We start from the raw sequence: 26,323 nt of genomic DNA on the forward strand, positions 1-26,323 counted from the left end.
GATCTCCCAGCCTTACCGGCGAGGACAGGTCGGCGGGAGAGTCGCAGGGGCAAACGTAGGGGCAGGGTGCACGGAGCCCGGGAGCCAAAGGGCGCGCGAGCTGCCCTTGTGGGCAAGGGAGTTGCCCCGTGGCAGGTACCGCAGGCCGTTCCGGTGGACGGATCGCGCGCGTGAAGCTGGCAGACGTCCTGTCTCGTACCCCGAGGAGATCAGAGCATGCCGTCCTACCTGTCGCCCGGCGTATACGTCGAGGAGGTGGCCAGCGGCTCGCGTCCGATCGAGGGAGTGGGCACCTCGGTCGCCGCCTTTGTCGGACTCGCGCCGACCGGCCCGCTGAACGAGCCGACGCTGGTGACCAACTGGACGCAGTATGTCGCTGCCTTCGGTGACTTCACCGACGGCTACTACCTCGCCCACAGCGTCTACGGCTTCTTCAACAACGGCGGCTCGGCCGCGTACGTCGTCCGGGTCGGGGGTGCGCCCGGCGGCTCGGCCGGCGGCTCCACGCCCGCCAAGTCCCTTGCGGGCGCGGCCGACCGGGCCGCGCTGCCGGCCGGTGAGCCGAAGCAGCTCGGCACCTTCAGTGTCACCGCGATCGCGGGCGGCTCGCTGAGCGTCGAGGTCGCCGACCCGGAGGGCGAGGGCCCCGCCGAGCGGTTCAAGCTGATCGTCAAGGACGGCGACAAGCCCGTCGAGACGTTCGACGTGACCGCCAAGAAGGGCGGCCGCAACTACGTCGTCACCCAGGTGAAGGAGCGCTCCAAGCTCATCACCGTGCAGGAGTCGGCGCCCGCCGCGCAGCTCGTCCGCCCCGACAACCAGACCGTGGCGCTCGCCGCCCCGGCCGCCCCCGCCCCGGTCGTCCCGGCGGCGGCCGAGGACGACGGCGCGCACGCCGGCCCCGCCGAGTACCTCGGCGACTCCGCCGACCGCACCGGCTTCGGCGGCCTGGAGGCCGTCGACGAGATCTCGATGGTCGCGGTGCCCGACCTCATGGCGGCCTACCAGCGCGGCGCGATCGACCTGGAGGCGGTGAAGGCCGTACAGCTCGGTCTGATCGCACACTGCGAGCTGATGGGCGACCGCGTCGCCGTCATCGACCCGCCGCCTGGTCTGAACGCCCGTCAGATCCGGGTCTGGCGCCAGGAGACGGCCGGTTACGACTCCAAGTACGCGGCCCTGTACTACCCCTGGATCAAGGCCTTCGACCCGGCCACCGGCCAGGCCCGCATGATCCCGCCGAGCGGCCACATCGCCGGCATCTGGGCCCGCAGCGACTCCGAGCGCGGTGTGCACAAGGCGCCGGCCAACGAGGTCGTCCGCGGCGCGGTGGACCTGGAGATCCAGATCACCCGGGGCGAGCAGGACCTCCTGAACCCCATCGGCGTCAACTGCATCCGTGCCTTCCCGGGCCGCGGCATCCGCGTCTGGGGCGCCCGCACGATGTCCTCCGACCCGGCCTGGCGCTACCTCAACGTGCGGCGCTACTTCAACTACCTGGAGGAGTCGATCCTGATCGGCACCCAGTGGGTGGTCTTCGAGCCGAACGACCACCAGCTGTGGGCCCGGATCCGGCGCAACGTCTCCGCGTTCCTCGTCAACGAGTGGCGCAGCGGCGCGCTCTTCGGCCAGCGGCCGGAGGAGGCGTACTACGTCAAGTGTGACGAGGAGACCAACCCGCCGGAGTCGGTCGACCTCGGTCGCGTCATCTGCGAGATCGGCATCGCGCCGGTCAAGCCCGCCGAGTTCGTGATCTTCCGGCTGGCCCAGTTCTCGGGCGGCAGCGGGGAGTTGGAGGAGTAGGCCCCCCTCTGGCTTTGCGCGTGACTGTCGTGATCGTCAAGTACCCCAGACCTACCGAGAATCAAGAGAGTTAAGAGAGCCAGATGAGTCTCCAGCCGGGTGACGCCCTCACCTCACACAATTTCGGCCTTCAGATCGACGGCGTGATGGTCGAGTACCTCGCCGAGGTCAGCGGCCTCAGCATCGAGCAGGACGTCATCGAGTACCAGCAGGTCTCCGCCCAGGGCAAGCCCGTCACGAAGAAGATGCCGGGCGTGAAGAAGGCGGGCACCTGCACGGTCGTCCGCGGTATGACCCAGTCCTCGGCCTTCAACCAGTGGATCACCGAGTCGGTCGCCGGTCAGATGGGCTCGGCCCGCAAGAACGCCACGATCATGGTGATGGACTACCAGAACAACCCGGTCAAGCGGTACAACATGCGCAACGCCTGGTGCAGCAAGATCGACACCAGCACGGTGAAGGCCGGCGAGGCGTCCGCGCTTCAGGAGACGGTCACGATCACGTTCGAAGAACTGGTCATCGAGTAATGCGTCGTACGGCACCCAGGCCGGCCGGGGCGGCGCTCGCCGACCCCGGTCCGGCCTCCCTCGGGGCGGAGGCGGCACCGGCGACCGAACAGGTCGCCGCCGCCACCCCCCAACGGCTGCGCACCGAGTTCGAGTTCGAGCTGCCGCGCGGATACGTCGACGAGGCCGGCACGGTGCACCGCGACGGTGTGATGCGGCTGGCCACGGCCCGGGACGAACTGATCCCCCTGCGGGACATGCGCGTCCAGGAGAACCCGGCGTATCTGTCGGTGGTCCTGCTCGGCCGGGTCATCACCCGGCTCGGTTCGCTGCCGCTCGTCCACGACGGCGTGGTGGAGAACATGTTCGCCTCCGACCTCGCCTTCCTCCAGGACTTCTACCGGCAGATCAACGCCGAGGGACACACCCGCGCCGGGGTGACCTGCCCGCACTGCGAGCAGCCCTTCGAGGTCGAACTCGGCGGGAGCCGCCTGGGGGAATCGTGACGTACGCGACCGACCGGCTGTACGAGGAGATCGCGTACGTCGCCTACCACTTCCACTGGAGCATGGACGAGATCCTCGACCTCGAACACCGCGACCGGCGCCGTTACACGGACCAGATCGCGGCCCTCGTCACGCGCGCCGCGGGCGAGGGGTGAGGCGTGGGCATCGTCGGGCGGTTGAGGTCACGTCGGCGGGGGGTCGCAAGTTCCCTCCCTGATAAGGCAGTTGACGGGGGAGTTGACGGCGGGAGCGAGGTCGGGGCCGAGGGCGTTTCGTCCAGTTCCGGGGCCCGTGTTCCGTCGGCCGGGTGGTCCGCGCTGCCGCCGATCCAGCGCGCGACCACCGTCGGCCGCCCGGGGGTCGCCGACGCGGGGTTCGCCGCCCGGCTCACGACCTGGCAGAACCCCTCCTTCACCGGAACCCTCTCCCACGCCGTCCTCGACGACGCGCCGAGCGGCCTGGTGAAGGGGGCGCTCGTCGAGTCGCGCGGTCCGGGGACGGGGCTTGAACTGCCTTCACTGTCACTGCCGTTGGCGATGCCGGAGGAGGAGACGGCTGTTGCCTCCGACGTGGCTTCCGTTCAGCGCGTGAGGTTTCCGGCGGCGGTCGCTCGGGCGTCGGGGCCTCGGGTTGTGCCGGTGGTGGGGCGTTCGGGGGGTGGGCCATCGTCCTCCGGCGCGGGCTCGGCTGCCGCTGTGGGGGAGGTGCCGGTTGCCGGTCAACGGCCCGTTGCGCGGGCTGTGCCGGTTGTCCAGCGGCGTGCGGCTGCCGGGGCGGTGCCTGTCGCCGGTGGGGCTTCTTCTGCGGGTGCAGGTGCGGGTGCAGGTGCGTCCGGTTCCGGAGTCTCCTCCGCCGCCGTGTCCTCGTCCGTGGCCGGTGCTGTGCCGCTGACCAGGGTCTCCGGTGCGCCGGTGGTGCAGCGGCGGAGCCTGCCGGTGGCGAGTACGAAGGCTGCGGGGAGTTCCGGGGGCGGTACGGGGGCTGGTGCTCCGGAGGTTCCGGCTGCCGTTCCCGTTCCCGTGTCTGCCGGCGTCTCGACCTCTGTGGACTCGGGTGCACTTCCGGCGGGGCCGGATGTCACCTCGACGGTGGCGGACGCTTCTCCCGTACGTCCGACTGCGGCTTCCCCGGGTTCCGGTGCCGCGTCGGTCGGGGCTTCGGCCGCGGTGCAGAGGTCTGTTGCTTCGGCGAGGTCAACTGCTGTTCCGGTACGGCCTGTTGCCGCGCCGTCCAGTTCCGTTTCTCCGGGGTCGGCGGCCACTGCTGCGGGGCGTTCCGCAGCCACGGTGCAGAGGGCTGCCGATCCAGTGGGGCCAACCGCCGCTCCGGTACGCCCGGTTGCCGTGCCGCCAAGCCCCGGCTCCGCCCCTGCGGGACCGTCGACGACTCCTGCCGTCGCGCGGGGCATCGAGCCGGCACGTCCCGTCGTCGGCCCGTCGTCGAGCCCAAGTGCCGTACGTCCGGGACCGGTTGGGCCCTCGCCGGCATCTGACTCGGCCCCTGTGCAACGAGCCGCCGCCTCGACGGGGTCGGCGAGCACCTCTGCGACCCCGGTCACCGCTCCCGCGCCCCCGGCAGCCGGCACCCCGGCCCGACAGACGCCCTCTGCCGATGTTGGGACGCGAACCGCCACCCCCGCCTCCCCGCTGTCGGTCACGTCCCAGGCGCCCCCGGCGTCCGGCACCCCGGTCCGGCAGGCGCCCCCTGTCAGCACCCCGCGACCCGCCAACTCGCCCTCCCCGGCGCGGACTTCCGCAGCCCAGGCAACAGACCCCACGACACCCAGTGCCCAGCGCGTCGCCGTGCCCGGCACCACCCCCAGCGCGCCCCCGGCTTCATCGCACTCCCAGGTACCGCACCCCACCGCCCCCACGCCCCCGGCGGCGACCTCCACCCCCGCACCGCACCCCCAGACCAAGCCCTTGGCCGGACTGGCTGCCCCGATCCAGCGAACCCCCGCTGCCGAGACCCGAAGCGCGGCCCAGCCCACGCCCACCACCCCGGCACCGCCCGCACCCCGCCGCCGTACCTCCCTGGGAGCACCGCTCACCGCACCGCCCGCAGACGCGACCCCCTTGGCGAGGCGTGTCCAACCGACGGCCCCCGGCATCCCCGGATCCAGCGCAGGCGCTCCCGCGATACCGATACCGATACGGACACTGACGCCGGCCCCGATGCCGGCCCTCGGAACGCCCGTTCAGCGTGCTGTCGCGACACCTCCGGCGCCCTCGATCCCGGCACCGGCCAGGCCGGTTGAAGCGCCCGGCACCAACAACGCGCCCACGTCGGCCCCGATGCCGGCACTCGGAACGCCCGTTCAGCGCGCTGTCACCACACCTCCGGCACCCTCGACCCCCGCACCGACCAAGGCAGTTGAAGCGCCCGGCACCAGCAAGGCACCTACCCCGGCCCCGATGCCCGCCCCCGGAGCGCCCGTTCAGCGTGCCGTCACCACACCTCCGGCACCCTCGATACCTCCGGCGCCCTCAATCCCCGTACCGGCCAAGTCGGTTGAAGCACCCGGCGCCAACAAGGCACCCACGCCGGCCGCGATGCCCGCCCCGAACGAAACCCCCGCACATCCCGTACCGCCAGCACCCCCGGCACCCCCGGCAGCCCCCGCCCGCCCCGCCGCCGTACGCCCAGTACGCCCCGCCCCGCCCCGGATCCAGCGCGCCCTCTCCTCCGCCCACCCCCTGACCACGACGGTCCCCGTGCCTTCCCCCGTCGCGACAGGAACCCCGCAGGCCCTCCCCGTCGCCCCCAAACCCGTACTCCTGAGGCGCCCCGCAGCCACCACCGCACCCACCTCCTCCGGGCATCCGACCGCCACCCCCGTCGCGACAGGCACCCCCCGGGCCCCCGTCGCTCCCAAGGCCGTACTCCTGAGGCGCCCCGCACCCACCACTGCACCCACCCCCTCCGGGCATCCGACAGCCGCCGCCCCCCTCGGACACGCCCCCGTGCCCCTGCCGCCTCCGGCCGCGTACGGCACCGCCGGCGGCAGTACCCCCGTACAGCGCACGCACCCCACGCCCCCGGCCCCGCCGCGCCCGCCGAGCACCAGCAGCGCGCCCGCACCGGCCCCCGTACCCGCAGCCGTCCGCATCCAGCGCATGGCCGCACCCAGGAACACCCCCAAGACACCACCGCCGCCCCCACCACCCACAGCCCGAACCCAGGCCCAGGCCCAGTCCCAACCCCCGTCGGGGACCAAGCCCCCGCCCCCCTTCGACGCCAAGAACCTGGACGACCACCAGCTCGACGAACTCACCCACCGGCTGATCGACAGGGTCACCCGCAAGGTCCGTACCGAACTGCGTCTCGACCGTGAGCGCATCGGGAAGCTGCGCGACCCCCGTCACTGACTGACCCGCACCTCACTGACCCGCACCTCCCTCAACTCCCGCCGACGACAAGCCCGTTGAAAGGCCCCCATGTCCACCGATACCGACCCGGGCTCCACGATCTTCTTCACCCTCACCATCGACGGCGAGAGCCTCGGTTACTTCAACGGGTGCGAGGGCCTGTCGTCCGCGGTGGAGATCGAGCACCACCAGGAGGGCGGCAACAACGGGTTCGTGTGGGCGCTTCCGTCGCGGGTGACGTTCTCGAACATCCGGCTGACCCGGCCGCTGACGCCGGACACCTCCAAGGTCGCCGCCTGGATCTCCAGTGTGACCACGGGAGTCACCCGGCCCACCGCCCAGATCGCCGCGCTGCGCGCCGACGGTTCGGAGGTGGCGCGCTGGGGGCTGATCGACGTACTGCCCGTGAGCTGGCAGGGCCCCTCCCTGGACCCCGCCAACCCGAGCGTGGCCACGGAGGTCCTGGAGATCACCCACCACGGCTTCACGGACTGAGAAGGGCGGCGAGAAACATGGCAAAGGGAAGCAAGGGCGCCGGGAAGAGCCTGGTGCGGGCCACGTTGGCCATTCACGAGCCGCCGATCGGCTACAGCACCACACCCGGCGGGCTCATCAAGAACTTCAGTTTCGACTTCAACCCCTCCCAGCTGTCGCTCAGTCGGCGTGCTCAGTGGAAGACCACTCCGACCGCGGCCGTCCGGGACGGTTCGCTGCCGGAGTTCCTGGGGCCGTTGCCGCGTGAGATGACCGTCGAGATCTTCCTCGACTCCTCCGACGAGCCGAGCAGCAACAGCGTGCTGAAGAAGGTCGAGGCGCTGTTCTCCTGCTGTGAGACGACCGCGAAGAGCATCGCCGCGAATCAGTCGTCGACGCCCTGGGTCGTGTTCGAGTGGGGGTCGTTCTCCACCGCCCGGTTCACCGCGTACGTCAGTTCCGTGGACGCCACCTACACCCTCTTCGGGACCACCGGTGTGCCCATCCGGGCCACCTGCCAGGTGCATCTGCACGAGATCCCCAGCCAGACCAAGGGGCAGAACCCGACCTCGGGCGCGCTCACCGCGCAGCGCGTGCACCGGGTCGTCGCCGGGGACTCCTTGCAGTCGCTGGCCTGGCGGGAGTACGGAGACGCGAGCGCCTGGCGGGCCATCGCCCAGCTGAACGGCATCGACGACCCGAACCGGCTGCCGAACGGCCTCGAACTGATCCTGCCGGCCGCCGAGGAGGTGGGCGCCTGATGGTCCAGATCGCCTTCTCCAGCCTCATGAGCGTCAAGATCGGCGGCGCCAAACTGCCCGACGATCTCGCCTCTCTCCTCGTCGGTGGGTGGGTCGACCTCGGCGCCGGGGTGCCCGGGGCCTTCCGGCTCACCTTCCGCGACCCCTACCACCTCGTCCTCGGCAAGCTCGGCGTCGACTTCGGAACTCCCGTCGTCCTGGCGCCCGTTGCCGCCGGGAAGGGGGCCGCCGACCCGTTGATCACGGGCGAGGTCACCGGTATGGAGACCGACTACGACGGCACCGGCACCTTCACCGTCATCCGTGGCTACGACCCCGGGCACCGGCTGATGCGGCAGCGCAGAGTGGCCGCCTACCGCAACCAGACCGCCTCCGACATCGCCCGAAAGGTCGTCGCCACGGCGGGAGTTCAGGTCGGGAAGATCCAGGCCACCAAGACCGTCTACGAGTTCATCAGTCAGGCCAACATCACCGACTGGGACTTCCTCGCGCGGCTCGCCGACGAGAACGAGATGGTCATGTCCCTTGACGAGAAAGGGAAGTTCCAGTTCCTTACGCCCGATCCGGCGTCCGGCGCGCCGCCGGTCAGCACCCCGGGTGAGAAGAGCCCGTTCGTCCTGGAGGCCGGCACCGACGTCCTGCGCTGCCGGGCCGCCGTCACCTCCGCCGACCAGATCGCCAAGGTCGAGGCGCGCGGCTGGGACGTGACGACGAAGAAGAAGCTCACCGCGACCTCGCCCGCCGCCACCACCCCGCTGATCGGCATCGGCACCACTCCGAAGAAGGCCTCCGCGCCCTTCAAGGCGGGCGTGCTCGTCGAGACGGACACGCCCTACGACCGTCAGTCCGAGGTCAAGTTCGCGGCCGGCGCCCTCGCCGACGACGTCACCTCCTCCTTCGCCGAACTGGAGGTCACCGTGCGGGGGAACCCGAAACTGCGCCCCGGGGTTCCGGTGACCCTGGCCGACGTCGGCAAGCCCTTCGAGGGCAAGTACACCTGCACCTCCGTACGGCACGTCTTCGGCGACGGCGACCACTACGAGACCCTCGTGACGGTCAGCGGACGCCAGTGGCGCTCCCTGTTCGGCCTCGCCTCCGGCGGCGCCGCGACCACCGCACCCCGGCTGCCCGGCGTGGCCAACGCGCTGGTCACGGACGTACAGGACCCCCTGAAACAAGGGCGGGTGAAGCTTCAGTTCCCGTGGCTGGACGACGCGTACGTGAGTGACTGGACGCGGGTCGTGCAGCTGGGCGGGAAGGGCGGGGGCGGGATCTTTCCGCTCGATGTCGGTGACGAGGTGCTGGTCGCCTTCGACCGAGGGGCACTCGACCATCCCTTCGTCGTCGGCGGGCTCTACAACGGGCGGGACAAGCCGACCGTCGTCAAGGACGTGTGGCTGCACGACCCGCTCAAGAAGAAGGCCATCCGGCACACCCTGTCCGACCGGGAGGGCAACCGGGTCGACCTGCTCAGCCAGCAGACCGGCGCCCGTAAGCAGGGTGTGCGCATCGCCAGTGGCAACGACCGGCTGACCATCAACCTCGACCGCACCAAGACCGAGATCACCGTGGACAGCAAGGGAGCCGTCAGCATCAGCGGCGGCACCTCGGTGTCCGTGGATGCCGGTACCGATCTGACGCTGAGTGCCCGCCGGGCCATCAACATCAGGAGCGGCGGCATCCTCAACCTCCAGGGCAGCGGCATCGTCAGTCTCAAGTCGCTCGCCGGCGCGGTCAACGTGGACGCCCTCGGCGCCCTCAGCCTCAAGGCGGCCGGCGCCGCGACCATCAGTACGGCCGGCACGGTCCAGATCAACTCCGTTGCCAACGTGGGCATTCGGGCCGTCTCCCTCATGCTCAACGGCCTGGTGATGGTCAACAACAAGCCGTATCCGATCCCGTAAGGGCCCCGACCGATCCAGTGAGGCAGGTGGGCCGAAAATGGCCGAGCAGTTCGTCGGTTCCGGGTGGGCGTTCCCGTTGCGCATCGGGCCCACCGGGGGCATCGCCCTCGTCAGCGGGGAGCGGGAGGTCGAGGAGGCCATCCGGCTCGTCCTCGCGACCGCGCCCGGGGAACGCCCGATGCGGCCCGAATTCGGCTGCGCCATCCACGACCTGGTGTTCGCGCCGGTCAACGAGGCGACCGCCGGGCGCATCCAGCACGAGGTGTACTCCAGCCTCGACCGCTGGGAGCCACGCATCGAGGTCGACGACGTCGAGGTGACCGCCGGTGCCGAACAGGGCGTGCTGTTCATCGACGTCCGCTACTCGATCCGGGGCACCAACAACCCGCGCAGCCTTGTCTTCCCCTTCTACGTCATCCCCTCCCACGAGGAGCCCGACGCGTCCGGTGACTCAGGTGGCCCCGGTGGCTTCGGTGGCTCCGGCGAACTGGGCAACTCCTTTGAAAGCGACCGCTGATCACCGATGGCCCTGCCTTCCCCGAACCTTGACGACCGCCGCTTCCAGCAGTTCGTCGACGACGCCAAGCGTTACATCCAGCAGCGCGCCCCGGAGTGGACCGACCACAACGTCTCCGACCCCGGCGTCACCCTCGTGGAGACGGTCGCGCACATGGCGGACCAGATCGTCTACCGCCTCAACCGCGTCCCGGAGAAGAACCACCTGGCCTTCCTCGACCTCGTCGGCATCACCCTCTTCCCGCCCTCGGCGGCCCGCACCGATGTGACGTTCTGGCTGTCGGCGCCCCAGGAGGAGACCGTGCTGCTGCCGTCCGGCACCGAGGCGGCCACGCTCCGCACCGAGAGCGAGGAGGCCGTCGTCTTCGCCACGGAACGCGAACTCGCCATCGTGCCCTGCGAGTTGGGTCACCTGGTCGTGCAGAACAACGGCGTGCCCGTCGCCGACCGGACCGCCGACCTCACCGAGGGCAAGGACGTGCTGTGCTTCGCCGAGGCCCCGAGCCCCGGCGACTGCATGCTCTTCGGGCTCAGTGCGGCCGTACCGCACTGCGCGATCGCCCTCGACCTCGACAGCCGCGTCGACGGCGTCGGCGTCGACCCGCGCCAGCCGCCGCTGGTGTGGGAGGCGTGGACCGAGGACGGCTGGGTGGCCTGCGAGGTCGACCGCGACGGCACCGGCGGCCTCAACCGCCCCGGCGAGGTCATCCTGCACATCCCCGGCGGCCACACCCTCTCCCGCACCGGCGGCCGGGAGGCCGGCTGGCTGCGCTGCCGGGTCACCGAGCCCCTCAAGAACCAGCCCTTCTACACCACTTCACCGACCATCCGGTCCGCCGAGGCCTTCACGATGGGCGGCACCACCCGCGCCATCCACGCCGACACCGTGTACGACGAGGCCCTCGGCGAGTCCACAGGGCTGCCCGGCCAGCGCCTCCGCCTGGCCAACGCGCCGGTCGTCGGTGACGACCCGCCCCTGCTCCTCCAGTCCGCAGCAGGACCGGAAGGCTGGACGGACTGGCAGGTCGTCCCGCACTTCTCCGCCTCCGCCCCCGACGACCGCCATCTCACCCTCGACGCCGCGACCGGCGAGATCGCCTTCGGCCCCGCCGTCCGCGAACCCGACGGCACCCTGCGCCAGTACGGAGCCGTCCCGCCCAAGGGCGCGGTGCTCCGCGCCCGCCGCTACCGCACCGGCGGGGGCCGGGCAGGCAACGTCGCCCGGGGCGCGGTACAGGTGCTGCGCAGCTCGATCCCGTACGTCTCCGAGGTGAACAACCGGGAGGCCGCGCGGGGTGGGGTCGACGGCGAGACCGTCGAGGAGGCGAAGGTCCGGGCGCCGATCACCCTGCGCGCCCAGGAACGCGCGGTCACCCTCCGGGACTACGAGGAGCTGGCCCGCCGAGCCGCCCCCGAGACCGCCCGCATCACCTGCCTGGAAGGGGAGGAGGGCGAGCACGGGGCGTACGCGGTACGGGTGTTGGTGGTACCGCAGGCCGTCCCGGACCCCGGCGGACGCCTGCGCTTCGAGCAACTCGTGCCCGGTGACGCCCTGTTGCAGCGCATCACCCGCCACCTCGACGAACGACGCCTGATCGGGACGCGGTTGGCGGTCGGCCCGCCCTTCTACCAGGGCGTCACGGTGGTCGCGACCGTGCACGCCTTCCGGGGCGTCGACACGGACCGGGTACGGCGGCAGGCGCACGACGCCCTCTACCGCCACCTCGACCCGCTCACCGGCGGCACCGACGGCAAGGGCTGGCCCTTCGGACGTCCCGTGCAGTCCGGCGAGGTCTTCGCGGTGCTTCAGCGCGTACCCGGGGTCGAGCTGGTCGACGAGGTGCAGCTGCACCCGGCCGACCCGCTCACCGGCAAGCGCGGCGAGGCGACGAACCGGATCGATCTCGCCCCGCCGTCCCTGGTGTTCTCCTTCGACCACCGGGTGCGTGTGATCGGGGACGGCGCATGAGCACAGCCAACCAGCACTCGGGGAGGGCCAGTTGAGAGGCTCCATCGACGGACTCGGCTCCTCGGCGCCCATCGGCGCGATGCTCCCGGCGGTCTTCGCCGACGACGACCTGGCACAACGCTTCGTCGGCGGCCTGGACGACGTCATCGCCCCGATCCACAACGCCCTGGACTGCATGGACTCCTACTTCACGCCGTCCCTGGCCCCGCTCGACTTCACCACCTGGCTCGGCGGCTGGGTCGGCGCCGAGATCGACGGCACCGAACCGGAGGACCGGCTGCGCGCTGCCGTCGCCGCCGCCGCGTATCTGCACCGGATACGCGGCACCGTACGAGGCCTGTCCGAGGCCGTACGGCTCGCCTTCGGCGTGACCCCGGAGATCACCGAGAGCGGCGCCGCCACCTGGCACGCCCGCCCCCTCGGCCCCGTCCCCGGCGACCCCCGCCCCCATCTGCGGGTCACCCTGCGGCTGCCCGACCCGACACCCGCGGACGAACACCGGCTCGACAGCCTCGTGGCCGCGGCCCGACCCGCCCACATGCCCTACACGGTCAAGGTGACCGCCGCCGAAAGGACCCCGGAAAGATGACCAGCCAGAGCTGCGCCGAATGCGGAACACGGGCGGAGCCCGGCCAGTCCTTCTGCGACGCCTGCGGGGCGGTGCTGAGCTGGTCGGAGCGGGAGAGCGCGCCCCGGGGTGGCGCCGCCGATCCGGTAGCCGTGCCGGCGGGGGAGTCCGCGGGCGCGGTGGGTACGGCGGGTACGGCGGGAACGCGTCGCGAGGAGCCCCGGCCGGTGAGCAGCGGGGCGTCCACGGCCCCCGCACCCGGTCGGGAGGCGTTCTTCAGCCCGAGGCCCGGGGACGCCGGGGCACCTCGTAGGGAGCCGGCCCGGACGGAGGAAGAGCCGGAGGGGTCGGACGAACGGCTGGAGCGGTTGGGCGAACGGTTGGAGCGACTGGACGAACGGCTGGATCAGCGGTTGGACCAGCGGCTCGGTGAACGCCCGGACGAACGCCTGGACGAGGCTCCGGAGGGCGCCGATGACGACACCCTGCCTCAGCCTGCGGTGCCCGCTGCGCCCCCTGTGCCCGCTGGGGACCCCGCCCCCGCGCCGGACTCTCCGGACGACACCGCCGCCCGCGTCAGGTCCCTCCTCGTGCCGGTGTCCGACCCCGAACCCCGGGCCGCCCCGGAGCCGTCCGTCGCGCCGGTGCTGCCCGGTCGTCCGGTCGCCGACCGGCCGCAGGTCCGGGCCCCGGGCCGGGATCCCGGCGTGCAGGGCGGCCTGCCGTGCCCCTGGTGCGCCACGCCGAACATGCCCGACCGGCACTTCTGCGTGCGCTGTGCCATGCCCATGTCGGGCCATGGCCCCGACCAGCCCGCTCTGCGGCGGCCGTGGTGGCGTCGGCTGCTCGACCTGCGCAACGGTGAGAGGCCGTGGGCGGGGGACCGTCCGCGACTGCGCCGGGGCTTCGGGCGCGTCCTGAACTGGGTGGTCGGCGCGCTGGTGCTGACCCTGGTGATCGTGGCGGTCATGAACGTCGGTGACGCGGTGAACGGCGTACGCGACCACTTCGCCAAGCGGGCGCCGGTGGACCCGGACAAGGTGACCGCCTCGCGCTCGTACCCGGGGCACAAGCCCGAGCTGCTCTTCGACAAGCGGAGCAACACCTGGTGGGGGCCCGGGGTCGCCCAGTCGGGCGAGGGGGAGTGGATCGAGGTGCGCTTCACCGAGCCGACGCGGCTGCTGGACGTCATGATCACTCCGGGTGTCTCGGCGCGGGCCGAGACGATCACCGAGTCGGCGCTGCCGAAGCGGATCGATGCCGAGATCACCATGGCCGACGGGACGAAGACGACGCGTGTCCTGACGCTGGACCAGGGCGCGGGGCCGCAGAGCCGGGCGTTTCGTGTCGGGTCGGTGAGTGCGGTGCGGTTCGTACTCCGTTCCGCGCATGCGGCGTCCGCCGAGAAGCAGGTGGCCATCGCGGAGATCGAGTTCTTCGGGCGCTCCAACGCGAGCGGGTCGTAGGCGGCCGGCGAAACGCAGATTCTCGCCCCCGCCGCCCCTACCCGTCCCATCCTCGGGGGCTCCGCCCCCGAATCCCCGCTCCTCAAACTCCCCCAGAGGGGGGACCCCAAGGGGCTAGGTTTTTCAGCCCGTCCGGCGTTTGAGGACAAAGGGGGGTCTGGGGGCGCAGCCCCCAGGGATGGGACGGGTAGGGGCGGCGGGGGCGAACAACCCTTCGGGTGGCGGGCGCCCGGGTGCGGTGCCAGTCTGGCCCGCATGACGATTCAGACCGCCAAGCTCAGCGACCCGGCCGTCCGGGCCTTCGTCAGCGCCGTGAACGCCCACGACCGCGAGGCCTTCCAGGCCGTCCTGGCCCCGGACGCGACCATGTCCGACGACGGCTCGGACCGCGACCTCGCCGACTGGACCGAGCGCGAGATCTTCTCCTCCCACGGCCACATGGACGTGGCCAACGAGTCCAGGGGAGGCCGCGTCCTCGTCGCCAACTACAGCAACGACACCTGGGGCGAGATGCGCACCAAGTGGACCTTCACGGTCGACGACGGCCGCATCCTGCGCTTCGAGACGGGCCAGGCCTGACACCCGTACGTACGCCCGCCCCCTTGCGCTGAAGTGGACTCCAACTCCTAACGTCTCCCGTTATGGAGATCACGGAGACCACTGCGACCACGGAGACCTTCGCGCACCCCCGCACCCTTGGCCGCACCGGCATAGAGGTCAGCCCCCTCGGCTTCGGCTGCTGGGCCATCGGAGGCGAGTGGGCCGCACCCGACGGACAGCCTCTCGGCTGGGGCAAGGTCGACGACGACGAGTCCGTACGGGCGGTCCGCCGCGCCCTCGACCTGGGTGTCACCTTCTTCGACACGGCCGACGTCTACGGCACCGGCCACAGCGAGCGCGTCCTCGGCAGGGCTCTCGGCAAGCACCGTACGGACGTCGTGGTCGCCACCAAGTGGGGCAACCTCTTCGACGAGCGGACGCGCATCGCCGACGGCCAGGACGACAGCCCCGAGTACGTCCGCCGCGCCCTCACCGCCTCCCTCGCCCGCCTCGGCACCGACTACGTCGACCTGTACCAACTGCACCTGTCCGAGGGCGACTTGGACGCGGCGGCCCAACTCCTGGACGTCTGCGAGGAGTTGGTGGCCGAAGGGCTCATCCGCGCCTACGCCTGGAGCACCGACGACCCGGCCCGTGCGGCCCTCTTCGCCCAGGGCCCGCACTGCGCCGCCGTACAGCACTGCCTCAACGTCATGCAGGACGCCCCCGAAATCATCGCGCTCTGCGAGGAGTTGGGGCTCGCCAGCATCAACCGCAGCCCGCTGGCCATGGGGTTGCTGACGGGCAAGCGGACCGCCGGGCAGGCCCTGGAAGCCGGGGACATCCGCAACGCACCGCCCGCCTGGCTCCCCGGCTTCACCCCCGGCACAGGCGCCGACCCGGACTGGCTGGCCCAGGTCGACGGACTCCGCTCGATCCTCACCAGCAACGACCGCACCCTCGCCCAGGGCGCCCTCGCCTGGCTCTGGGCCCGCAGCCCCCACACCATCCCCATCCCCGGCTTCCGCTCAGTGGCACAGGCCGAGGAAAACGCCGGCGCAATAAAGAAAGGGCCGCTCACCGCAGCCCAGTTGACAGAGATCAACCAACTGCTCGGGCGATGAGCGACCCAACCCGTTTTAGGGGCGCGGGGAACTGCGCGACCGGCCCCCACCGGCCCGCAGCCAAAAAACCACCTAACCGACGTACTGATCCTGCTCAGTAACAGTCAACTGACCCGCCTTGATAGTCGCCACGCGAGGCGCGCGCCGAGCGATCGACGAGTCATGCGTAACCATGATGAACGTCAACCCATGCTCCCGCCACAACCCTTCCAGCAACGCCATGATGTCGTCCCGCGTCCCCTCGTCGAGGTTGCCGGTGGGCTCGTCCGCGAGCAACACCTTCGGCTTCTTCACCAACGCCCGCGCGATGGCGACGCGCTGCTGCTGACCACCGGACAGCTCGGTCGGCGCGTGGGACAGCCGGTCGCCGAGACCGACCGAACCCAGCGCCTCGGCCGCCCGCTCGCGCCGCTCGGCGGGCTTCACGCCGAGCGGTACGAGCGCCGTCTCGACGTTCTCCTGCGCGGTGAGCGTCGGGATGAGGTTGAACGCCTGGAAGATGATGCCGATCTTCTCGGCGCGCAGCCGGGTCAGCTTGGCCTCGCTGATCGAGCCGAGGTCGACACCGTCCAGCTCGACACTGCCCTCGGTCGGCCGGTCCAGGCCGCCGATCATCTGAAGGAGGGTGGACTTGCCGCCGCCGGTGGGACCCTGGATGACGAGCTGGTCGCCCTCCTCGATGACGAGGTCGATGCCGCGCAGCGCCTCCACCGTCTCCTTGCCCCGCGTGTATCTCTTGGTGACACCGGTGAGCTTGTACATGAACGACTCCGTGACGTACGGGAATGGGGGGAGGGGAACCGGGAGAACCGGTGAACCGGTGAACCGGGGGAATTGCAGGGAGGTTTACGACACGCTGCGCAGCGCGTCCGCCGGCCGCATCCGGGATGCCCGCCAGCCGCCCATCGCCCCGGCGATCAGACCGCCGGTGATGGCGAGGCCCGCCGCGAGCGCGATCGTGGTGAGGGAGACCGGTGCCGAGAGGGCGATCTCCATCGTGTTGGCCGCGGACTGCTGACCCGGGCCGCCACCGCCACCGGGGCCGCCACCCATGCCGCCCCCGCCACCGCCGCCGGTGTTGCCGAGCTGCGCGGTCAGCTTCGGGCTGACCGCGGTCACCGCGTACGCCGCCGCGAGGCCGAGGCCGATGCCGAGCGCGCCGCCGATCAGACCGTTCACGACGGACTCGCCGACGACCTGCCGGGTCACCTTGCGCGAGGGCCAGCCCAGCGCCTTCAGCGTGCCGAACTCACGTACCCGGCGGGACACGGCCGAGGAGGTGAGCAGCGCGGCCACCAGGAACGCCGCCGCGAGGACCGCGATGGACAGCCACTTGCCGACGCTGGTCGCGAGGTTGGAGGCCGTGGAGAGGGAGCCGGAGACGGTCTCCGCGAGGTCGGCGGAGGTCGTGACGGTCGTACCCGAGATGTTCTTCTGGATCGTCGACTTGACGGTGTCGATCTGCTTCGAGTCGGTCGCCTGGACGTAGATCGTGCTGACGAGGTTCGCGGAGTCGCCGAGGGTCTGCGCCTGCTTGAGCGGCAGGTAGACGTCGGTCGTGGACTCGCTGCTCTCGGGCGTCGCGATACCGATGACCTTGTACTTCGTACCGGAGATCGTGATGGTCTTGCCGACCGTGTACTTGTTCTCCTTGGCGTACGACTTGCTGAGCACCGCGACCTTCGCGTTGGCCTGCGCCGTCGTGAACGTCTTGCCGCTGGTGATCGTCGTGGTGGCCAGCGGGCCCAGCTCCTGGTTCGTCACGTCGATGCCCATGACGGAGTAGGAGTTGACGTCGAACGAGGCGCCGCCGCCCTGCACCTGCGGCGGAGCGGTGCTGCCGGAGCTGCCGCCCTGGCCGCCGCCGGGGCCGCCCTGCTGACCGGAGGACGAGGACGACGACGAGGTGTCGGTCTGCGCCTTGCCCTGGGTGAAGGAGCCGTCGACCTTGGTGACGTTGAGGCTCAGCGCGCCCACCGCCGCCGACACGCCCTTCTGGTCGGCGACCTTGGTGACCAGCGCCGACTTCAGGGTCTGTCCGCCCTGAGTCGTCACACGGTCGCTGCTCTGGGTGTCGTCGGAGTCGTTCGAGCTGGCGTCGAACTCGAAGTTCGGTCTGTCCGACTGGCTGTTGCCGGTCGGCGCCGTCCTGGCCTTGGTGACCGTCATGTCGGTGCCGAGGCCGTAGAGCGACTGGAGGACCTTTTCCTGTGCCTGCTGCATGCCGGCCGACACCGAGTTGACGGTGATGACCAGCGCGATACCGAGCGCCAGACCCATGGCGATGACCAGAGCCGCCTTCTTGCGCCGGCTCAGCTCCCGCTTGAGATAGATGCCAAACATCCCGTTCCTCAAAGGTTCTTGGCGCCCCATGTGGGCGCTGCCACAAGCTAGGGAGGAACCTTTGTGGGGAACTGGGTAAACGGTGTGCGGGGACTGAGAAATCGGGGCCGAAACACTCACGAACAATTAAGGCGCGCGGCCCGTTTTCCCTGGTGTTCATGTGCCCGAGCACACGACAGCCGCTCCATGACCCGGTGCGTACCCCGCGGTCCCACGCGAGGTCCACCCCCACCCGGATGCGCCATGGAGCGGCTGTCGCCTTCCCCCCTCGGTGTGGTCCGTTTCGTACCGCGTCGTACTGTGCGTACTACCGGAACCTCGGAGCATCAAGTGTGAAGCTCTGATGGAGAAGGCGTGTCGAGCATATGCCTGCGACCGGCTCGAACGCTACGGAGCAATCAATTCCACTTGTGCAGGTTGATACTTCGAACATGTGCGTGGGTGTCGCTCAGCCGCGCCCCGCATACGGCATCGTCGTCGCCAGAACCGTGGCGAACTGCACATTTGCCTCCAACGGCAGCTCTGCCATGTGCCGTACGGTGCGCGCCACGTCGGCCACGTCCATGACGGGCTCGGGCGCCACCTCACCGTTCGCCTGGAGAGCGCCCGTTTGCATTCGCGCGGTCATGTCCGTCGCCGCGTTCCCGATGTCGATCTGCGAGACCGCGATCCGGTACGGCCGTCCGTCCAGCGCCAACGCCTTGGTCAGGCCGGTCAGCGCGTGCTTGGTCGCGGTGTACGGCGCCGAGTGCGGCCGGGGTGTGTGGGCGGAGATGGACCCGTTGTTGATGATCCGGCCGCCCTGTGGATCCTGCTCCTTCAGCTGCCGGTACGCCGCCTGCGCACACAGGAACGCCCCGTTGAGGTTGGTGTCGACGACGTGCCGCCACGCCTCGTACTCCAGGTCCTCGAACGCCACCCCGCCGGGACCGAAAGTCCCCGCGTTGTTGAACAGCAGATCGAGCCGCCCGAACCGCTCCCGCACGGCCGCGAACAGGGCGGCCACGTCGTCGGGTCGGGCCACATCGGCGCGTACGACGAGGGAGTCACCGTCCGGCGCGAGCGCCGCCGTCTCCTCCAGCCGCTCGGTACGGCGTCCCGTGAGCGCCACCGACCAGCCGGCGCCGAGCAGTTCGAGGGCGACTGCGCGCCCGATGCCGGAACCGGCGCCGGTGACGACCGCGATCCTCCCCGCACTCATCAGCGGGCCTCGCCGGGGTAGCGGACGCCGATCTGCTCCCGGATCGTGTCCATCGTCCGCATGACGGCGAGGGTGCCGGCGAGCGGGACGAGCGGGGACTCGGTCTCGCCGGCCCGCAGAGCACGCATCACCTCGGCGGCCTCGTGCCGGAAGCTGTTGCGGGCGCCGTGGTCAGGGGCGGCGACGAACTCCTCGGGGTCACGGCCGTCGCGGTGCAGGACGAACCGGTCCGCGAAGAAGAACCCGTCGGGTACGTCGATGCGGCCCTTCGAACCGGTGACCGACGCGCTGATGGACGTACCGCCGACGATGGAGCAGTGCACCGAAGCGAGAGCGCCGCTCTCCCAGGAGAGCAGTGCTCCCGTCTGGAGATCGACGCTCTCCGCCGAGAGCACTGCTCTCGCCGAGATCCCGTCCGGCTCCCCGAGCAGCAGCTGAGCGAACGACACCGGGTAGACCCCCAGGTCGAGCAGCGCCCCGCCGCCCTGCGCCGGGTCCCGCAGCCGGTGCGAGGGCGGGAAAGGGCCCTCAAGCCCGAAGTCGGCCTGAACGGTCCGCACCTCACCGATGGCACCGTCGTCGACCAGCGCCTTCAGTCGCCGTATGACCGGGTTGCAGTAGGTCCACATGCCCTCCATCAGGAAGGCGCCGCGCTCCTTCGCCAGCGCGACCAGTTCCTCCGCCTCCCGCACGTTCAGCGTGAACGCCTTCTCGCACAGCACGTTCCGCCCGGCCTCCAGACACAGGCCGGCGGCGGCCCGGTGCGCCGAGTGCGGAGTGGCGACGTACACCACGTCCACGTCGGTGTCCTCGGCCAGCGAAGCCCAGTCGCCGTAGGCCCGGGGGATCCCGAACCGTTCCGCGAACGCCTTCGCGGAGGCCTCCGACCGGGAGGCGACCGCCACGAGTTCCGCGTCGGGCAGGTCCACCAGATCCGCGGCCATCGCCGCCGCGATCCCTCCCGTAGCCAGAATTCCCCACCGCACGCGCTCAGCCGACATGCCAGCCCCTAGTCCCGTGATCTCCATGAACCCTCTATGAACCCACTACGGCCTCTGTGACCTCGAACACGCTGTACGAACAGCCTGTTACGAGCTGAGAGCATAGGTGGCGGATTACTCGAAAAGGGAGGGGCGCATGCCCGAGCGTGGCCGAACCGCGCGGGACGAGAAGAGTTCCCAGGGAGGGACACGGGGAGAGATACCCGCACCCGTCCCCCTGCCGAAGGCCCCCGCCCGCTCCCTCCGCCGCACCGGCATCCTCGTCACGTTCGTCCTCGGCGGGCTGACGGCGACGCCCCCGCTGGCGATGGACATGTACCTCCCGTCCCTCCCCGAGGTCACGACCTCGCTGAACGCGCCCGCCGCGAGCGTCCAGCTGACCCTCACCGCGTGCCTGGCGGGCATGGCCCTCGGCCAGCTGCTGATCGGCCCGATGAGCGACCGCTGGGGCCGCAGGCGCCCCCTCCTGGCGGGCCTGGTGGTGTACGTGGTCGCCACCGTCCTGTGCGGGATCGCCCCCAGCCTGGAGTTCCTGGTCGCCTTCCGGCTGGTCCAGGGCCTTGCGGGCTCGGCCGGGATAGTGATCGCGCGGGCGGTCGTACGGGACCTGTACGACGGCGACGCCATGGCCCGCTTCTTCTCCACCCTCATGCTGATCTCGGGGGTGGCCCCGGTCGTCGCGCCGCTCATCGGCGGCCAGATCCTGCGGGTGACGGACTGGCGGGGTGTGTTCGCCGTCCTCACGGTGGTCGGGATCGCGCTGGCGGTACTGGTCTGGTTCCGCCTCCCCGAGACCCTCGACCCGCCGGACCGGCACAGCGGCGGGGTCGGCGAGGCCCTGCGCTCGATGCGCACCCTCCTCGCGGACCGCGTCTTCACCGGCTACGTCCTGGCGGGCGGCTTCGCCTTCGCGGCCCTGTTCGCGTACATCGCCGCGTCCCCCTTCGTCATCCAGGAGATCTACGGCGCCTCCCCGCAGACGTTCAGCCTGCTGTTCGGCGTGAACTCGATCGGGCTGGTGATCGTCGGCCAGATCAACGGCAAGGTGCTGGTCGGCCGGGTGTCGATGGACAAGGTGCTGGCGGTGGGCCTGGCCGTCATCACCCTCTCGGCTACGGCGCTCCTGCTGATGGCGACGGGCGTGTTCGGCGAGGTGGGCCTGCTCCCGGTGTCGGTGGCGCTCTTCGTCCTGATGTCGGCGATGGGTCTGGCGATGCCCAACACCCAGACGCTGGCCCTGCTGCGAACACGTCACTCGGCAGGCGCCGCATCGGCCCTCCTGGGCACCACCTCCTTCCTGATCGGCGCGGTCGCCTCCCCGCTGGTGGGCATCGCGGGCGAGGACACCGCCGTCCCGATGGCCGTCGTCCAACTGGCGGCAGCACTGGTGGCGGTCGGCTGCTTCGTGGGAATGTGCCGTCCTTGGAACGGACGTACGACCCTGGAGGGAGCGGAGAGCTGAGCGCCGCACCGAGACTGCGCGTCGACACCCCGGAACGGGCTGGCCTCGACCCCGAGGAGATGCGTCACCTCGTACGAGAGGTACGCGCCCTCACGACAGGCGAGCGCCCATGGGCCCCGGCCGCGGTGGTGATCGTCGGCCGCGGCCCGGTGATCGCGGTGCGGGAGGCGGCGGGCTGGGCGGTGCGGTACGCGTCGTACGACGAGCGCACGGACACGGGAGTGGAACTCCCGCCGGAGGCCAGGACCCCGGCAACGATGTCGACCCCCTTCGACCTGGCCTCCCTGACGAAGCTCTTCACGGCGGTGGCGGCGGTGCAGCAGCTGGAGCGCGGCACGCTGGGCATGGACGCGAGGGTGGCCGCGTATCTGCCGGACTTCACGGCGGCGGCCGAACACGACATCACGGTCCGCCAGCTGCTGACCCACACCTCGGGCCTGCGCCCCGAACTCCCGCTGTACGACTGCCCGGACGACGCGGCGCGCAAGGCACTGCTGAGAGCGGAGGCCCCGTCGTCGAGACCGGGTGTGTACGCGTACTCCGACCTGAACATGCTCCTCCTCCAGTACGTCCTGGAGCGCATCACGGGCCGCACGCTGGACGTCCTGATCCACGAGGGCATCACCCGCCCCCTCGGCATGACGGCGACCGACTTCGGCCCCTGCCCCGACGCGGCGGCGACCGAGGACCAGCGCCGACCCTGGGCCAAGGCGGAACGGGGGATGGTGCGGGGCGAGGTCCACGACGAGAACGCGTGGGCGCTGGGCGGCGTGGCGGGCCACGCGGGCCTGTTCTCCACGGCCCACGACCTGGCGGTCTTCAGCCGCTGCCTGTTGGCCGGCGGCGCCTACGGCCCGGCGCGCATCCTGGGCCCGGACTACGTGGAGCTGCTGCTGACGCCGCCGGGCCTGGGCTTCGCGGTCGACCAGCCGTGGTTCATGGGGGAGTTGGCGGGGCGAGGAGCGGCGGGCCATACGGGCTTCACGGGCACGTCCCTGGTCCTGGACCGGGCCACGGACACGTTCGTGGTGCTGCTCGCCAACACCGTGCATCCGAAGCGGAGTTGGGGGCGGGTGGGGAACGGGCCGAGGGCGGGGTTGGGGGATCGGGTGGCTCGGGCGGTACGGGGGAGATGAGGGCGTGTGCGGCTACGGCCGCCGTGCGAGGAACACGAACTCCCGTCCTGGACGGTCGGGTGCGTCGCGTACGCCTCTCACCTCGTAACCCTGGGCGAGCAACTCCGCCTCGATCTCGGCCCGTTCACGGAAACGCAGCGTGGAGTCGGAGGTCAGTACCTCCCCGTCCTCGGCGAACACGAAGGTCCAACGGAAGCTGACGAGCGGCCCGTTGAGGCCGGTCAGCTCGACCCAGCTCTCGACGGCGCCCACGCCGGGTATGTCGGTCACCCGGTACGAGGATTCACGGTTCCACTGCTCCCACGCGCGCTTCGCCGGATCCCGGCTCTCGAAGACGAGGTGCCCGCCGGGACGGAGGGCGGCGTGGGCGCCGCGCAGGGTGCGCTGCCAGGTGGACGGATCGGTGAGCTCCTGGGCCGCGTTCGCGGTCATCGTCGCGAGGTCCGCCTGGAGGGACGGCAGGGCTGTCGCGTCGCCGTGGATCCAACGGACGTGCTCGGCGCCGGGCTTGGCACGGGCGACGTCGAGGGAGGCGAGGGCGGGGTCGACGCCGATGACGTCGATCCCGCGGGCGGCGAGGAGGAGGGCGAACACGCCGGTGCCGCAGCCGATGTCGAGGACGCGGTGCGCTGCGAACTCGGCGGCGATGTCGACGTAGGCGTCGAGGTCGGAGCGGTCGGGGTCGAGGGGGTCGTAGACGGCGGCCAGGCGGGGGTGCTGGAAGACCTCGTTGGGCATGGGGTGACGGTAGCGGGGGCAGGGGCGTGCGGGCACGGCCTCAGTCGCCGCCCTCCGGCCGCTGTGCCGCCCGCTCGGCGTCAGCGGTGGCGCGGCCGGTGGCGGCGAGGAGGGCGACCAGTGCGAGAACGACGAGCAGGATGACGACCAGCAGCAGGATGGTCAGGGCTGTCGGGTGGTTCCACAGCGCGAAGATCAGGCACACGATCAGCAGGGCGGCCACGGCGATCCACCGGCGGTGGGTCTGGGTCCAGGTCCCCACCCGGCCGGTGCGGACCTCGTGGCCGTAGGCCCACTGCGCCGCGGAGCCGGCGGCGCGCTCGGACCTGCCTCGGACGGCGCGCGGCAGCCGTCCGGGGCCGATCAGGTAGGCGCCGAGCGCGATGACCACACCGAGGACGATCGCCGTGCGCAGGCTGACGCGCAGGAAGTGCAGCAGGGTGTCGAAGACGGCTGCCGCGGCGGCCTCCGACTGGACCTGGGCCGGGAGATGGTCCAGGTAGTAGCGGCGTACGACGACCAGGACGACGGCCACGACCAGGCAGGCGAAGGCCGAGCCCAGAGCCGTACGGGCCAGCGCGCGGCGGCGCCGGTGGGCCAGCAGCACGCCGGCCGCGCCGATCACCACGACGATGACGGGGAACCAGCGCCCGATCACGTCCAGCAGATGAGCGCCCTTGCGGATCTTCTTCAACTCGTCGGACTGGAAGAGGACCATCTGCTTGTCGACGTCGGGGATCTTGGCGGCCGGGGACACCCCGGCGTCCACGAGCGCCTGCTTGACCTGGTCGACGGCTTCCCCGACGTCGAGGGTGACCGTCCCGCTCTCCACACCCACGGCGCCACGGCCCTCGCCGGTGAGCGCGTGCGCGACGGTGTTGTGGGCGGCCCGGTTGGCGTTCGTCCAGATCCGCTCGAAGCGGTCGCTCTCCACGAAGCGGGTGGCCACCTTCTCGACCGTGCCGTTGACCGCGCTGTCGAGCTGTGGGCCCAGTCCCTTCACCGCCTGCGCGGCGCGGGGCGGCAACCCCTGCGTCTGTAGCCACGCGGAGATGTCCGCGGCGGCCCGGCTGCCGTCCACCCGTACATCCGCGGCCTCGGTGATGCGCTTGACCGCCGCGGCCTCGATCGCCGGATCCGAGGCCAGCGGGGAGACCGTGTCCACGTAGCGGTCGGTGTCCAGAGCGATGTCGTGCACCCACACCGTGAGAAGTGCGACCGGCACGAGAATGCAGGTGAGCACGATCAGCACCGCCGAGACGGTCTTCCGTGCGATCCGCGCGGGCGCCGAGCCGTGCTTGGTCCCGCTCCCCGACGCGTCACCCCCGCCGGTCTCCGGGACGGCAGCAGGCTCGGACGGCTCGTGGGGGCTGGTCATGGCTGCTCCGGGGTTCCTGGGGAACTGGTCTGCCTCCATCTCCACCGCTCTACGGCGAGACGGCCCGCCCAGGAGGGCCGTACGGGCGAAGCACCGTCACCCGCCGGGAGTGGCAGCCCCGGCTCGGCTCAGCGGGGTTTCGTGGCGGACCGCTTCGTGGCCTTGCTCCTGCCGGTGCCCGTGCCGCTGCGAGCAGGCTTGGCGGTCTTTCGCTTCGTGGCCGGCCACTTGAACTCGACCTCCAGCTCGATCTCGCCGTCACCGATCTCGACCTCTATCTCGCCGCGAAGCTCGTCGGGGATCCGCAGGCTCAGCGTTCCGAAGCCGAGTTCCACCTCGGCTTCCCCGCCCTCCCGCAACGCGGCTGCGAGTGCCGTGAGCTGGTCGGCCGCCTCAAGGCGTGACAACGAGCGCTTCTGTTCGAACTTGAGGTCCTTCATGAAAGCCTCCGATCGGATGAAAAGGGTACATAGCACTCATTGTCATGGCATGTGCGTATTTGGACACTCCAGGCGTCTCCAGGCCTCTCCATGCGCGATAGCCGGAGGAGATCTAGGGTTGAAGGGAACCCCAGAGCCTCTCACCAGGAGGGCATGCGACATGTCCACTGCATCCGAAACCCCTGTCCTGGACACCCTCGCCGCCATGACGGTCGACTCGTTGGAGCGCTGCGGCCTGCCCCCGGACACGCTCATCCTCACGCGTATCGCGGCGCTCGCCGCCTCGGACGCCCCGCCCATCTCCTATGTGGCCCATATCGACCCCGGCCTCAGGGCCGGTCTCACCGCCGAACAGTTGCAGGACGTCCTGGTCGCCATCGCGCCCATCGTGGGCACCGCCCGCGTCATGACGGCAGCGGGCAACATCGCCACGGCACTCGGCATCGCCATCGCCGTCGCCGATGCCGAGATCGGGACCCAGGGCTGAGAGCGGACGCCCACCCCTGTTTCAGGAGGGCCTTCGATGTCCCAGAACGCGACCACGGCGATGCGCGCCGTGCCTCACGCCACGCCCGAGGAACGCGCGGCTCTCGGCAAGGGGGCGCGCCGTCGCTCACCGCGGTCGGGCCACGCCGTGTACAAGCCGTCCGCCGACCGGCCGGACCCGTTGTCGATCCTGGAGGCGCAGTCCGCGGCGAGGGTGCCCGAGCTCGTCCCGATCCGCTACGGCCGGATGACGGAGTCCCCGTTCCGCCACGAGCGACATCTTCCTCGGCTGGGAACGGGTGGACGGGATCGACGGCAGGCAGCGCGACTTCTACGTCCGTCAACCGCGCGACTGGAAGGGCATCGCCCTGCCGGAGAGGATGCGGCCGAAGACCATGCGGGCGTTCGGTGAACTGTGCGGGGTCACCCTGGCTCGTGCGCACGCACGGTCGGGCGACCGGGTCGCGATCGCCGCGTACCTGGGCGGCGGCGACTCGTCCGACAGGGCACTCGCCACCTTCGCGGAGTCGTACGCCGACCAGAACGAGCGTGACCACCAGGCCCTGGTCGACGCGGTACGCGCGGGCCGGCTGCCCGCGGAGGAACTGGCGGCGGCCTGACGGGGGAAGAGAC

The 26,323-nt window shown here is 70.9% G+C and carries 25 protein-coding genes and 1 pseudogene; 18 read left to right on the forward strand and 8 right to left on the reverse strand.

The window, feature by feature from the left end; genetic code table 11:
• Nucleotides 1-216 precede the first annotated feature (216 nt).
• The 4 genes from OG787_RS35780 to OG787_RS35795 all read left to right on the forward strand — a co-directional run bounded on the left by OG787_RS35780 (nucleotide 217) and on the right by OG787_RS35795 (nucleotide 2,970).
• Complete coding sequence (locus tag OG787_RS35780; RefSeq protein ID WP_369030760.1) at nucleotides 217-1,803, forward strand: phage tail sheath subtilisin-like domain-containing protein; 1,587 nt, start codon at nucleotides 217-219, stop codon at nucleotides 1,801-1,803.
• Nucleotides 1,804-1,886: 83 nt separating this feature from the next.
• On the forward strand, nucleotides 1,887-2,330 hold the full coding sequence (locus OG787_RS35785; RefSeq protein ID WP_369030761.1) for a phage tail protein: 444 nt from the start codon (nucleotides 1,887-1,889) through the stop codon (nucleotides 2,328-2,330).
• On the forward strand, nucleotides 2,330-2,815 hold the full coding sequence (locus OG787_RS35790; RefSeq protein ID WP_405538007.1) for a hypothetical protein: 486 nt from the start codon (nucleotides 2,330-2,332) through the stop codon (nucleotides 2,813-2,815). The genes OG787_RS35785 and OG787_RS35790 overlap by 1 nt, the downstream gene beginning before the upstream one ends.
• Nucleotides 2,812-2,970, forward strand: a complete 159-nt coding sequence (locus tag OG787_RS35795) for a DUF6760 family protein (RefSeq protein ID WP_235479579.1) — start codon at nucleotides 2,812-2,814, stop codon at nucleotides 2,968-2,970. The genes OG787_RS35790 and OG787_RS35795 overlap by 4 nt, the downstream gene beginning before the upstream one ends.
• A gap of 563 nt (nucleotides 2,971-3,533) precedes the next feature.
• Here OG787_RS35795 and OG787_RS35800 read toward each other — a convergent pair.
• Nucleotides 3,534-4,865, reverse strand: a complete 1,332-nt coding sequence (locus OG787_RS35800; protein WP_405538010.1) for a hypothetical protein — start codon at nucleotides 4,863-4,865, stop codon at nucleotides 3,534-3,536.
• Between the two features lie 502 nt (nucleotides 4,866-5,367).
• Here OG787_RS35800 and OG787_RS35805 point away from each other — a divergent pair.
• The 10 genes from OG787_RS35805 (at nucleotide 5,368) to OG787_RS35850 (ending at nucleotide 15,505) form a co-directional block, all read left to right on the forward strand.
• On the forward strand, nucleotides 5,368-6,183 hold the full coding sequence (locus OG787_RS35805; RefSeq protein ID WP_405538012.1) for a hypothetical protein: 816 nt from the start codon (nucleotides 5,368-5,370) through the stop codon (nucleotides 6,181-6,183).
• 69 nt (nucleotides 6,184-6,252) lie between these two features.
• Nucleotides 6,253-6,678: a phage tail protein gene (locus OG787_RS35810; protein ID WP_235479583.1), complete on the forward strand. Its 426-nt coding sequence runs from the start codon at nucleotides 6,253-6,255 to the stop codon at nucleotides 6,676-6,678.
• Nucleotides 6,679-6,695: 17 nt separating this feature from the next.
• Nucleotides 6,696-7,418 carry a LysM peptidoglycan-binding domain-containing protein gene (locus OG787_RS35815; protein ID WP_369030765.1) on the forward strand — a complete coding sequence of 241 codons (723 nt, stop codon included), beginning with the start codon at nucleotides 6,696-6,698 and terminating at the stop codon, nucleotides 7,416-7,418.
• Entirely contained in the window at nucleotides 7,418-9,322 is a 1,905-nt protein-coding gene (locus OG787_RS35820) for a VgrG-related protein (RefSeq protein ID WP_369030766.1), read from the forward strand. Before OG787_RS35815 ends, OG787_RS35820 begins: the two co-directional genes overlap by 1 nt.
• Nucleotides 9,323-9,359: 37 nt before the next feature.
• Nucleotides 9,360-9,839 carry a GPW/gp25 family protein gene (locus OG787_RS35825; protein WP_369030767.1) on the forward strand — a complete coding sequence of 160 codons (480 nt, stop codon included), beginning with the start codon at nucleotides 9,360-9,362 and terminating at the stop codon, nucleotides 9,837-9,839.
• A 6-nt stretch (nucleotides 9,840-9,845) separates the two neighbouring features.
• Nucleotides 9,846-11,807 (forward strand): putative baseplate assembly protein, encoded by a 1,962-nt coding sequence (locus OG787_RS35830; protein ID WP_369030768.1) that lies wholly within the window; start codon nucleotides 9,846-9,848, stop codon nucleotides 11,805-11,807.
• Nucleotides 11,808-11,838: 31 nt separating this feature from the next.
• On the forward strand, nucleotides 11,839-12,396 hold the full coding sequence (locus OG787_RS35835) for a phage tail protein (protein WP_235479588.1): 558 nt from the start codon (nucleotides 11,839-11,841) through the stop codon (nucleotides 12,394-12,396).
• The gene (locus OG787_RS35840) at nucleotides 12,393-13,841 is read left to right on the forward strand and encodes an NADase-type glycan-binding domain-containing protein (RefSeq protein WP_405538014.1); all 1,449 of its coding nucleotides are present in this window, start codon (nucleotides 12,393-12,395) and stop codon (nucleotides 13,839-13,841) included. Before OG787_RS35835 ends, OG787_RS35840 begins: the two co-directional genes overlap by 4 nt.
• Before the next feature lie 255 nt (nucleotides 13,842-14,096).
• Nucleotides 14,097-14,420: a nuclear transport factor 2 family protein gene (locus OG787_RS35845; RefSeq protein WP_235479590.1), complete on the forward strand. Its 324-nt coding sequence runs from the start codon at nucleotides 14,097-14,099 to the stop codon at nucleotides 14,418-14,420.
• Nucleotides 14,421-14,482: 62 nt separating this feature from the next.
• Nucleotides 14,483-15,505: an aldo/keto reductase gene (locus tag OG787_RS35850; RefSeq protein ID WP_405538016.1), complete on the forward strand. Its 1,023-nt coding sequence runs from the start codon at nucleotides 14,483-14,485 to the stop codon at nucleotides 15,503-15,505.
• 72 nt (nucleotides 15,506-15,577) lie between these two features.
• Here OG787_RS35850 and OG787_RS35855 read toward each other — a convergent pair whose 3' ends face one another.
• The 4 genes from OG787_RS35855 to OG787_RS35870 form a co-directional block, all read right to left on the reverse strand.
• Nucleotides 15,578-16,267: an ABC transporter ATP-binding protein gene (locus OG787_RS35855; RefSeq protein WP_405538017.1), complete on the reverse strand. Its 690-nt coding sequence runs from the start codon at nucleotides 16,265-16,267 to the stop codon at nucleotides 15,578-15,580.
• An 84-nt stretch (nucleotides 16,268-16,351) separates the two neighbouring features.
• The gene (locus OG787_RS35860; RefSeq protein WP_369030773.1) at nucleotides 16,352-17,848 is read right to left on the reverse strand and encodes an ABC transporter permease; all 1,497 of its coding nucleotides are present in this window, start codon (nucleotides 17,846-17,848) and stop codon (nucleotides 16,352-16,354) included.
• Between the two features lie 448 nt (nucleotides 17,849-18,296).
• Nucleotides 18,297-19,049: an SDR family oxidoreductase gene (locus OG787_RS35865; protein WP_369030774.1), complete on the reverse strand. Its 753-nt coding sequence runs from the start codon at nucleotides 19,047-19,049 to the stop codon at nucleotides 18,297-18,299.
• A complete protein-coding gene (locus tag OG787_RS35870) occupies nucleotides 19,049-20,050 on the reverse strand; it encodes a Gfo/Idh/MocA family protein (protein WP_369030775.1) in 1,002 nt (333 codons plus the stop codon). The genes OG787_RS35865 and OG787_RS35870 overlap by 1 nt, the downstream gene beginning before the upstream one ends.
• Before the next feature lie 136 nt (nucleotides 20,051-20,186).
• Here OG787_RS35870 and OG787_RS35875 point away from each other — a divergent pair, with 136 nt between their 5' ends.
• Both OG787_RS35875 and OG787_RS35880 read left to right on the forward strand, forming a co-directional pair.
• A complete protein-coding gene (locus tag OG787_RS35875) occupies nucleotides 20,187-21,512 on the forward strand; it encodes a multidrug effflux MFS transporter (protein WP_405538018.1) in 1,326 nt (441 codons plus the stop codon).
• Nucleotides 21,464-22,648, forward strand: coding sequence for a serine hydrolase domain-containing protein (locus OG787_RS35880; protein WP_405538019.1), 1,185 nt, complete (start codon nucleotides 21,464-21,466; stop codon nucleotides 22,646-22,648). The genes OG787_RS35875 and OG787_RS35880 overlap by 49 nt, the downstream gene beginning before the upstream one ends.
• Nucleotides 22,649-22,660: 12 nt before the next feature.
• Here the strand turns inward: OG787_RS35880 and OG787_RS35885 are convergent, their stop codons facing one another.
• The 3 genes from OG787_RS35885 to OG787_RS35895 form a co-directional block, all read right to left on the reverse strand.
• Entirely contained in the window at nucleotides 22,661-23,386 is a 726-nt protein-coding gene (locus tag OG787_RS35885) for a class I SAM-dependent methyltransferase (protein WP_405538020.1), read from the reverse strand.
• Nucleotides 23,387-23,426: 40 nt separating this feature from the next.
• Nucleotides 23,427-24,764, reverse strand: a complete 1,338-nt coding sequence (locus OG787_RS35890; RefSeq protein WP_405538021.1) for a hypothetical protein — start codon at nucleotides 24,762-24,764, stop codon at nucleotides 23,427-23,429.
• A gap of 128 nt (nucleotides 24,765-24,892) precedes the next feature.
• Nucleotides 24,893-25,204 carry an amphi-Trp domain-containing protein gene (locus OG787_RS35895; protein ID WP_369030780.1) on the reverse strand — a complete coding sequence of 104 codons (312 nt, stop codon included), beginning with the start codon at nucleotides 25,202-25,204 and terminating at the stop codon, nucleotides 24,893-24,895.
• Between the two features lie 160 nt (nucleotides 25,205-25,364).
• Here OG787_RS35895 and OG787_RS35900 point away from each other — a divergent pair, with 160 nt between their 5' ends.
• Both OG787_RS35900 and OG787_RS35905 read left to right on the forward strand, forming a co-directional pair.
• On the forward strand, nucleotides 25,365-25,691 hold the full coding sequence (locus tag OG787_RS35900) for a carboxymuconolactone decarboxylase family protein (protein ID WP_369030781.1): 327 nt from the start codon (nucleotides 25,365-25,367) through the stop codon (nucleotides 25,689-25,691).
• Nucleotides 25,692-25,956: 265 nt separating this feature from the next.
• Nucleotides 25,957-26,310 (forward strand): annotated as a pseudogene (locus tag OG787_RS35905) (DUF2252 family protein); the annotation flags it as partial.
• Nucleotides 26,311-26,323 lie beyond the last annotated feature (13 nt).

Origin of the sequence: Streptomyces sp. NBC_00075 (assembly GCF_045041225.1) — a bacterium.
Lineage (GTDB): Bacteria > Actinomycetota > Actinomycetes > Streptomycetales > Streptomycetaceae > Streptomyces > Streptomyces adonidis.

What these genes read in the sequence shown, in the direction of transcription:
- OG787_RS35780 (WP_369030760.1), top strand. Translation starts at nt 217, where the DNA reads ATGCCGTCCTACCTGTCGCCCGGCGTATACGTCGAGGAGGTGGCCAGC.
- OG787_RS35785 (WP_369030761.1), top strand. Translation starts at nt 1,887, where the DNA reads ATGAGTCTCCAGCCGGGTGACGCCCTCACCTCACACAATTTCGGCCTT.
- OG787_RS35790 (WP_405538007.1), top strand. Translation starts at nt 2,330, where the DNA reads ATGCGTCGTACGGCACCCAGGCCGGCCGGGGCGGCGCTCGCCGACCCC.
- OG787_RS35805 (WP_405538012.1), top strand. Translation starts at nt 5,368, where the DNA reads ATGCCCGCCCCGAACGAAACCCCCGCACATCCCGTACCGCCAGCACCC.
- OG787_RS35810 (WP_235479583.1), top strand. Translation starts at nt 6,253, where the DNA reads ATGTCCACCGATACCGACCCGGGCTCCACGATCTTCTTCACCCTCACC.
- OG787_RS35815 (WP_369030765.1), top strand. Translation starts at nt 6,696, where the DNA reads ATGGCAAAGGGAAGCAAGGGCGCCGGGAAGAGCCTGGTGCGGGCCACG.
- OG787_RS35820 (WP_369030766.1), top strand. Translation starts at nt 7,418, where the DNA reads ATGGTCCAGATCGCCTTCTCCAGCCTCATGAGCGTCAAGATCGGCGGC.
- OG787_RS35825 (WP_369030767.1), top strand. Translation starts at nt 9,360, where the DNA reads ATGGCCGAGCAGTTCGTCGGTTCCGGGTGGGCGTTCCCGTTGCGCATC.
- OG787_RS35830 (WP_369030768.1), top strand. Translation starts at nt 9,846, where the DNA reads ATGGCCCTGCCTTCCCCGAACCTTGACGACCGCCGCTTCCAGCAGTTC.
- OG787_RS35840 (WP_405538014.1), top strand. Translation starts at nt 12,393, where the DNA reads ATGACCAGCCAGAGCTGCGCCGAATGCGGAACACGGGCGGAGCCCGGC.
- OG787_RS35845 (WP_235479590.1), top strand. Translation starts at nt 14,097, where the DNA reads ATGACGATTCAGACCGCCAAGCTCAGCGACCCGGCCGTCCGGGCCTTC.
- OG787_RS35850 (WP_405538016.1), top strand. Translation starts at nt 14,483, where the DNA reads ATGGAGATCACGGAGACCACTGCGACCACGGAGACCTTCGCGCACCCC.
- OG787_RS35855 (WP_405538017.1), bottom strand. Translation starts at nt 16,267, where the DNA reads ATGTACAAGCTCACCGGTGTCACCAAGAGATACACGCGGGGCAAGGAG.
- OG787_RS35860 (WP_369030773.1), bottom strand. Translation starts at nt 17,848, where the DNA reads ATGTTTGGCATCTATCTCAAGCGGGAGCTGAGCCGGCGCAAGAAGGCG.
- OG787_RS35865 (WP_369030774.1), bottom strand. Translation starts at nt 19,049, where the DNA reads ATGAGTGCGGGGAGGATCGCGGTCGTCACCGGCGCCGGTTCCGGCATC.
- OG787_RS35870 (WP_369030775.1), bottom strand. Translation starts at nt 20,050, where the DNA reads ATGTCGGCTGAGCGCGTGCGGTGGGGAATTCTGGCTACGGGAGGGATC.
- OG787_RS35875 (WP_405538018.1), top strand. Translation starts at nt 20,187, where the DNA reads ATGCCCGAGCGTGGCCGAACCGCGCGGGACGAGAAGAGTTCCCAGGGA.
- OG787_RS35885 (WP_405538020.1), bottom strand. Translation starts at nt 23,386, where the DNA reads ATGCCCAACGAGGTCTTCCAGCACCCCCGCCTGGCCGCCGTCTACGAC.
- OG787_RS35890 (WP_405538021.1), bottom strand. Translation starts at nt 24,764, where the DNA reads ATGACCAGCCCCCACGAGCCGTCCGAGCCTGCTGCCGTCCCGGAGACC.
- OG787_RS35895 (WP_369030780.1), bottom strand. Translation starts at nt 25,204, where the DNA reads ATGAAGGACCTCAAGTTCGAACAGAAGCGCTCGTTGTCACGCCTTGAG.
- OG787_RS35900 (WP_369030781.1), top strand. Translation starts at nt 25,365, where the DNA reads ATGTCCACTGCATCCGAAACCCCTGTCCTGGACACCCTCGCCGCCATG.